The organism is Streptomyces sp. NPDC056527, assembly GCF_042794475.1.
Taxonomy (GTDB): domain Bacteria; phylum Actinomycetota; class Actinomycetes; order Streptomycetales; family Streptomycetaceae; genus Streptomyces.
In genome coordinates this window covers 20963-27079 of the sequence record NZ_JBHTTQ010000099.1, presented here as the reverse complement: position 1 = coordinate 27079, position 6117 = coordinate 20963, and the positions used below count along the sequence as shown (strand labels likewise).

The 6117-nt window shown below is 73.6% G+C and carries 6 protein-coding genes and 1 other RNA gene; 4 read left to right on the top strand and 3 right to left on the bottom strand.

Features of this window, described 5'->3' with window-relative positions; genetic code table 11:
• Window positions 1–43 precede the first annotated feature (43 nt).
• Window positions 44–444, bottom strand: an RNA gene (gene rnpB, locus ACFQ7Q_RS31205) — RNase P RNA component class A.
• Window positions 445–521: 77 nt separating this feature from the next.
• On the opposite strand from rnpB, the gene ACFQ7Q_RS31200 reads away from it, so the two are divergent.
• Both ACFQ7Q_RS31200 and ACFQ7Q_RS31195 read left to right on the top strand, forming a co-directional pair.
• Entirely contained in the window at window positions 522–1286 is a 765-nt protein-coding gene (locus tag ACFQ7Q_RS31200) for a MerR family transcriptional regulator (protein WP_383560980.1), read from the top strand.
• Window positions 1283–2146: a hypothetical protein gene (locus tag ACFQ7Q_RS31195; RefSeq protein ID WP_383560979.1), complete on the top strand. Its 864-nt coding sequence runs from the start codon at window positions 1283–1285 to the stop codon at window positions 2144–2146. Before ACFQ7Q_RS31200 ends, ACFQ7Q_RS31195 begins: the two co-directional genes overlap by 4 nt.
• 1 nt (window position 2147) lies before the next feature.
• On the opposite strand, the gene ACFQ7Q_RS31190 is transcribed toward ACFQ7Q_RS31195, so the two are convergent.
• Complete coding sequence (locus ACFQ7Q_RS31190; protein WP_383560977.1) at window positions 2148–3590, bottom strand: RNB domain-containing ribonuclease; 1443 nt, start codon at window positions 3588–3590, stop codon at window positions 2148–2150.
• A 96-nt stretch (window positions 3591–3686) separates the two neighbouring features.
• Here ACFQ7Q_RS31190 and yaaA point away from each other — a divergent pair, with 96 nt between their 5' ends.
• On the top strand, window positions 3687–4451 hold the full coding sequence (yaaA, locus tag ACFQ7Q_RS31185; RefSeq protein WP_383560975.1) for a peroxide stress protein YaaA: 765 nt from the start codon (window positions 3687–3689) through the stop codon (window positions 4449–4451).
• 142 nt (window positions 4452–4593) lie between these two features.
• Complete coding sequence (gene eda, locus ACFQ7Q_RS31180) at window positions 4594–5226, top strand: bifunctional 4-hydroxy-2-oxoglutarate aldolase/2-dehydro-3-deoxy-phosphogluconate aldolase (protein ID WP_383560973.1); 633 nt, start codon at window positions 4594–4596, stop codon at window positions 5224–5226.
• Between the two features lie 31 nt (window positions 5227–5257).
• On the opposite strand, the gene ACFQ7Q_RS31175 is transcribed toward eda, so the two are convergent.
• Window positions 5258–6085 (bottom strand): GNAT family N-acetyltransferase, encoded by an 828-nt coding sequence (locus tag ACFQ7Q_RS31175; RefSeq protein WP_383560971.1) that lies wholly within the window; start codon window positions 6083–6085, stop codon window positions 5258–5260.
• Between the last annotated feature and the right edge of the window lie 32 nt (window positions 6086–6117).

The following is a 6117-nucleotide window of genomic DNA, read 5'->3' as shown; positions in this document are numbered from 1 at the left end:
CCGTCGGGTGGTGCACCCGACGGGGGCTTCTCGAAGTCGGAGGCAGACGAGCCGGGCTGTACGCCGGGTTCTGTACCCCGGGACCTCGCGGTCGTCGGGGTGACGGCCATCCATCTAGGACCGGCGTTGCCGCCGGTCTCGTGCGGTCTACCCGCGAACTCGGGCGAGCAGCCCTCGAGCGTTCGCGCAGAGCCGTCCGAGGACGACCCCTCTTGACCTTGCTCCGGGTGGGGTTTACCTAGCCGCCTGAGTCACCTCAGGCGCTGGTGGTCTCTTACACCACCGTTTCACCCTTACCGAGGACCGAGGTCCCCGGCGGTCTGTTTTCTGTGGCACTGTCCCGCGGGTCACCCCGGGTGGCCGTTAGCCACCACCCTGCCCTGTGGAGCCCGGACGTTCCTCGGGAGGATCCGAGGATCCCCACGCGGCCGTCCGCCCGGCTCGTCTGCCGTGCCGACCATGCTACCCGCCGTGTCGGGCGCGCTTGACCTTGTCGCAGCGTCAGGGTTTCTACTGGGCCCATGCGAATCGGCGAGATCGCCGCGCTCGTCGGGGTCACCCCGCGGGCCGTGCGCCACTACCACCATCTCGGGCTGCTGCCCGAACCCGCACGACGGGCCAACGGCTACCGCGAGTACGGCATCCGGGACGCCGTCCTGCTGGCCCGGATCCGGCGGCTGACCGAGCTCGGCCTCGGGCTCGACGAGGTGCGGGACGTGCTCGCCGACGACGAGGGGAGGGAGCTGGTGGAGGTGCTGGAGGAGCTGGACGCCGACCTCGGACGGCAGGAGGCGGTGATCCGCGAGCGGCGGGCGCGCCTCGCCGAGCTGCTGGGCGAGGCACGGGCCGGGCGGCTGACCGCCGAGGGGCCGGTGTCGCCGGAGCTGGCCGGCCTCTTCGCGGATCTGGGCGAGGTCCCGGCGTCCCGTATGGCCGCCATGGACCGGGACATGCTCGCCCTGATCGACGCCACGGCGCCGCAGGAGGAGCGGGCGAAGCTCATGAGCACGATGCGTGCCATGGCCGAGGATCCGCGGGCCGTCGCGCGCGCCCACGACGTGTACGCCCGGCTCGACGCCCTCGTGGACGCCGCGCCCGACGACCCGCGCGTGGGGGAGGCGGCCCGGGCGCTCGCCGACTGTCTGCCGGACGAGGTGGTGGCGCAGCTCGGAGGGCAGGGGCTGCCGCGCAACCAGCTCACCGAGACCCTGTTCGGCGACTTCTCCCCCGCCCAGACCGCCGCCGTCCACCAGGCACTGATCCTGGTCCAGGAGCGGGCCCGATGACGGGCCGTCGGCCGAGCGCCGTCGAGCCGGACGCCACCCGAGGGACCGCCGGGAGCCGTGACGTCACGACCCGGCTGCTGCGCGGAGTGGCGTACGCCTCGCTCCCCGCCGAGATCGTGATCCTGGTCTGTCTCGTCGCGGGGGTACGGATACCCCCGCCCGCCCTCGTCGCCGCCGAGGCCGCCGCTCTTCTCCTGCTGGTCGCCGGCCTCGTGGTGTACCGACGGCTCCGTCGCGGCGGGTTCTCCGCGCGGGAGGCCCTCGGCGAGCTCGTACCGGTGCCCGTGCTGCGGCTCATCGGGCACGAGGTGCGGCTGCTGGCGAGCCTCGCGCTGTGGGTGGCCCGGCGCCGCAGCGGCGTGCGTCCCGGCGCCCAGGTGTTCCCGCACGCCCGCGACCAGGCCGCCCTCATGTACGGCTTCGCGTTCGTCTGCCTCGTCGAGACGATCGGGATGTCGTATCTGCTGGCCGACTGGCCCGTCACCCACGCGATCGTGCTGGTCCTGGACGTGTACTCGGGGATCCTGTTCGTCCTCGGGGTGCACGCCGCCTCCGTGACACGGCCGCACGTCCTCACCCCGGACGCCCTGCGCCTGCGGCAGGCCGCGCACGTCGACCTCCACATCCCGCTCGACCTGATCGCCGCCGTGCGGCACGAGCTGCGCTTCACCCACGAGAAGACGGAGGGGGAGCTGAATCTCGCCGTCGCCTCGCAGACCTCCGTCGCCATCGAGCTGACCGAGCCGGTCGACGCGCCCCGGTTCCTGGGCGGCACCCGGTCGGTGCGGATCGTGCGCTGCCACGCGGACGACGCCCGGGCGCTGTACCGCGCGCTGACGGAGGCCGTCGCGGCGGGGTGACTCACTGCGGCACGTGCTCGAAGAGGACCTTGTCCCTGCCCGGGTCCGCCGGGTCCGCCTTCTTCAGCTCCACCCGCACCGGGTTCCCCTGCTTCAGCCCCTGCCGGCTCTTCACCGTGCCCACCACGGCCGGGTCCTTCAGATGCACGACGCCCTTCTTCATCGCCGCGTCCTTCACGTCGATCACGAACCCGTCGAAGACCTGGCCGATCCGGTCCTTCAGGAGCGCCGCCTCGACGACGTCCATGCTCTCCCTGTCCGCGTCCTTGCCACGGCCCCTCGCCATCTCGACCGGGACGGTCGTCAGGGCGTCCTTCACCCACGCGGGTGGTTCCTGGCCGGCGACGGCCGCCAGACACAGCTCGCCCACATAGCGGTCGACCAGGCGGCGCAGGGGCGCGGTGCAACTGGTGTACTCGTCGGCGATGGCCGAATGGATCAGGGAATCCGGAAGGGCGCCGTCCGCGAAGTGGATGTACGCGGACTTCTCGAACAGGCCGGTGGCGTCCAGCAGGAAGGCGGCGTGCCGGGGATTCGCCGGATCGAGCGAGCGGATGAGCTCCGCGTACGAGACGTGGTGCGGCCAGTCGATCTCCAGCGCCTGTGCCGAGCGGCGCAGCTTGTCGACCCCGTCCGGGGCCGCGCCCAGGGTGCGCAGGATCCCGGTGCCCGCAGCGATCATCAGATCGGCCGCGGCCATGCCGGTGAGCAGGGAGATCTGCTCGTTCCAGCCGTCGACGGGGCGCGGAGCGCGGTAGACGAGGGTGTACGTGTCGCCGGTCTCGACGACCTCCTGCTCGGGGAGGTCGAGGGAGACCCCGCCGCGTTCGACCTCCAGGGCCTCCCGGAGCGTGCCCACGGTCTTCAGCAGGGCGAGCGGTTCCTCCGCCGTGCCCGCTTCGATCAGCTGCTGGGCGCCGGCGCAGTCGAGCCTGAGGCGGCTGCGCACGCGCGCACGGCGTACGTCGACCGCGACCTGGCGGCCGTCGGCATCCAGGTCGAAGCGCCAGAGCAGGGCGGGCACGGTCTGGTCGGGCAGCAGACTGGCGGCGCCCTCGGAGAGGACCGGCGGGTGCAGCGGAATCTTCTCGTCGGGGAAGTAGAGGGTCTCGACGCGCTGATGGGCCTCCTTGTCCACGGCGCCGCCGGCGGTGACGAACGCGGCGACGTCGGCGATGGCGTAGTGGACGCGGTAGCCGCCGCCCGGCCGCCGGGCGAGGTGCATGGCCTGGTCGAGGTCGCGGGAGCCCGGTGGGTCGATGGTGAAGAGGGGGATGCCGGTGGCGTCGTGGTCCGGCAGCCGCGGGGACGCCGCGGCCGCCTCCGCCTCAGCGAGGACGGCCGGCGGGAAGCCCGCCGGAACCTGCATCCGGGTCCTCAGTGCGCGCAGCGCGGCCCGCAGGTCCTCGGCTGCGCCGGTCACGTGAATGTGGCGGCGTGGCATGGACCGAGCGTATGGCGGAGGGCCCGGCCCGGCACTTTGTAGGCTGAACGCTCTGGGGCCGCACCCCCAGCCCCGTACGTACGAAGGAGAACCACCGTGCTCGTGCTGTTGCCGCCGTCGGAGGGTAAGGCCGCTTCCGGCCGTGGGGCGCCGCTCAAGCCGGAGTCCCTGTCGCTGCCGGGCCTGACCGAGGCGCGGGCGGCGGTCCTGGACGAGCTGGTCGAGCTGTGCGTCGCCGACGAGGAGAAGGCGCGTGAGGTGCTCGGGCTGAGCGAGGGGCTGCGCGGCGAGATCGCCAAGAACACGGAGCTGCGGACGGCGGGTGCGCGTCCGGCCGGCGAGATCTACACGGGGGTGTTGTACGACGCGCTGGGCCTGGCCACGCTGGACGCGGCGGCGCGGAAGCGGGCGCGGACCTCGCTCCTGGTGTTCTCGGGGCTGTGGGGCGCGGTGCGCATGGACGACCGGATTCCGTCGTACCGCTGCTCCATGGGCGTGAAGCTGCCGGGGCTCGGGGCGCTGGGTGCGCACTGGCGGGGTGCGATGGCGACCGAACTGCCGGAGGCGGCCGGCGACGGGCTCGTGCTGGACCTGCGGTCCACGGCGTACACCTCGGCGTGGAAGCCGAAGGGCGAGGTGGCGGCGCGGACGGCGACGGTGCGGGTGCTGCATGCGCCGACCCGCAAGGTGGTCAGCCACTTCAACAAGGCGACGAAGGGCCGGATCGTACGGAGCCTCCTCGAGGCGGGTGCGGCGCCGAAGGACCCGGTGGAGCTGGTGGTGGCGCTGCGGGATCTGAAGTACGTGGTGGAGGAGGGGAAGGCGGGGGTCCTCGACGTGCTGGTGGAGGAGATCCACTAGGGGGGCGCGCCGGCCCGGATGGGGTGCCCCGGCGCCTGTGGGCGTCGGGTCCGAGCGGTCGACGCGTACCCGGCGCAGGTCGGGCGTTGCACAGTGCGCAACGCTCGTTGCGTGTGTTGTCGCCGCCGGGCAGGATGGGGCCATGACCTCCGCGCTGCCCTCGGTCCTCGACCTCGCTCCCGTCGTCCCGGTCGTCGTCATCGAGGACGCCGCCGACGCCGTACCCCTCGCCCGCGCCCTCGTCGCGGGCGGACTGCCCGCCATCGAGGTGACCCTGCGCACCCCGGCGGCGCTCGACGCCATCCGCGCGATCGCCGCCGAGGTCCCCGACGCGGTCGTCGGCGCCGGCACCGTCGTGTCGGCGGCCGGGGTCGCGGACGCCGTCGCGGCGGGCTCGCGCTTCCTGGTGAGCCCCGGCTGGACGGAGAGCCTGCTGGACGCCATGAAGTCCTCGGGAGTGCCGTTCCTGCCGGGCGTCTCGACCACGTCGGAGGTCGTGGCGCTCCTGGAGCACGGGGTGCGCGAGATGAAGTTCTTCCCCGCCGAGGCGGCGGGTGGCATCCCCTATCTGAAGTCGCTCTCCGGCCCGCTCCCCCAGGCCCGCTTCTGCCCGACCGGCGGCATCTCCCCGGCCTCCGCCCCCGCCTACCTCGCGCTGCCGAACGTCGGCTGCGTCGGCGGTACGTGGATGCTGCCCGCCGACGCCCTCGCGGCCCGCGACTGGACGCGGGTCGAGTCGCTGGCGCGCGAGGCGGCGGAGCTGCGGACCCGCTGACAGGCGGTGGCGCGCAGGCGCTGATCGGCCGTCAGGAGACCGTCAGGCCCACGTGGTCGGTCACGGGGCGGTACCCGAGCCGCTGATACAGCGCGTTGCTGGTGGGGTTGGAGAGGTCCGTGAAGAGCAGGACCTGCTGCGCGCCCGCGTCCAGCGCGGCACGACTGACGGCGCCGGTGACGGCTCCCGCGTAGCCGCGGCCGCGGAGTTCGGCCGGAGTGAACACCGGCGAGACCCGGGCCTGGCCCGCCACGATCGGCGAGACGCTCGCCATCGACACCGGTCCGTCGCCGGTCTCCCAGAAGTGGAGGCGCCCTTCGGCGACTCGGGGCTCGATGTTCGGGGTGTAGTCGACATCGGCGTCCTCCCCGATGTCCCGGGCGAAGTCACGCATCCATGACACGGCGAGCGGGATGTCGGCGGCGGCCGCCGTCCGCGGCCGTCCCGGCGGCGCGGGGTCCGGCGGGGTGAGCGTGCCGAGCCGGTAGAGCCGCATCCGGCGGGTGGTCGTCCACGTCCGGCTCTCCCCGCACAGCTCCCGGGCGAACGCCTCGGCCGTCTCCTCCTCGCCGCGCACGCCGGTCACCGCGGCAGCGTCCGGCAGCGCGTGGACGAGGGCGCGGGCCGCCTCCACGGGCATCGGTCCGAGCGCCGGCTCGTGGGGCAGCGTGAACAGGAAGGCGCCGGTCACCCGGCCGTCCGGCTCGGTCCACCAGCCGTACCGCGCGGACTCGACGGGCCGCCGCCGGGCGCCCTCGCTGAGGGTGAGCAGCACGGTGTTCCGCGCGGGGTCGGCGGCGAAGTGGTCGTGGGCGGCGGCGCGGAAGGCCGCGGCGTCCTCGGTGATGTGCCAGCTCATGGCGTCGATGGTGCTACGGAACGAGGGGAGGG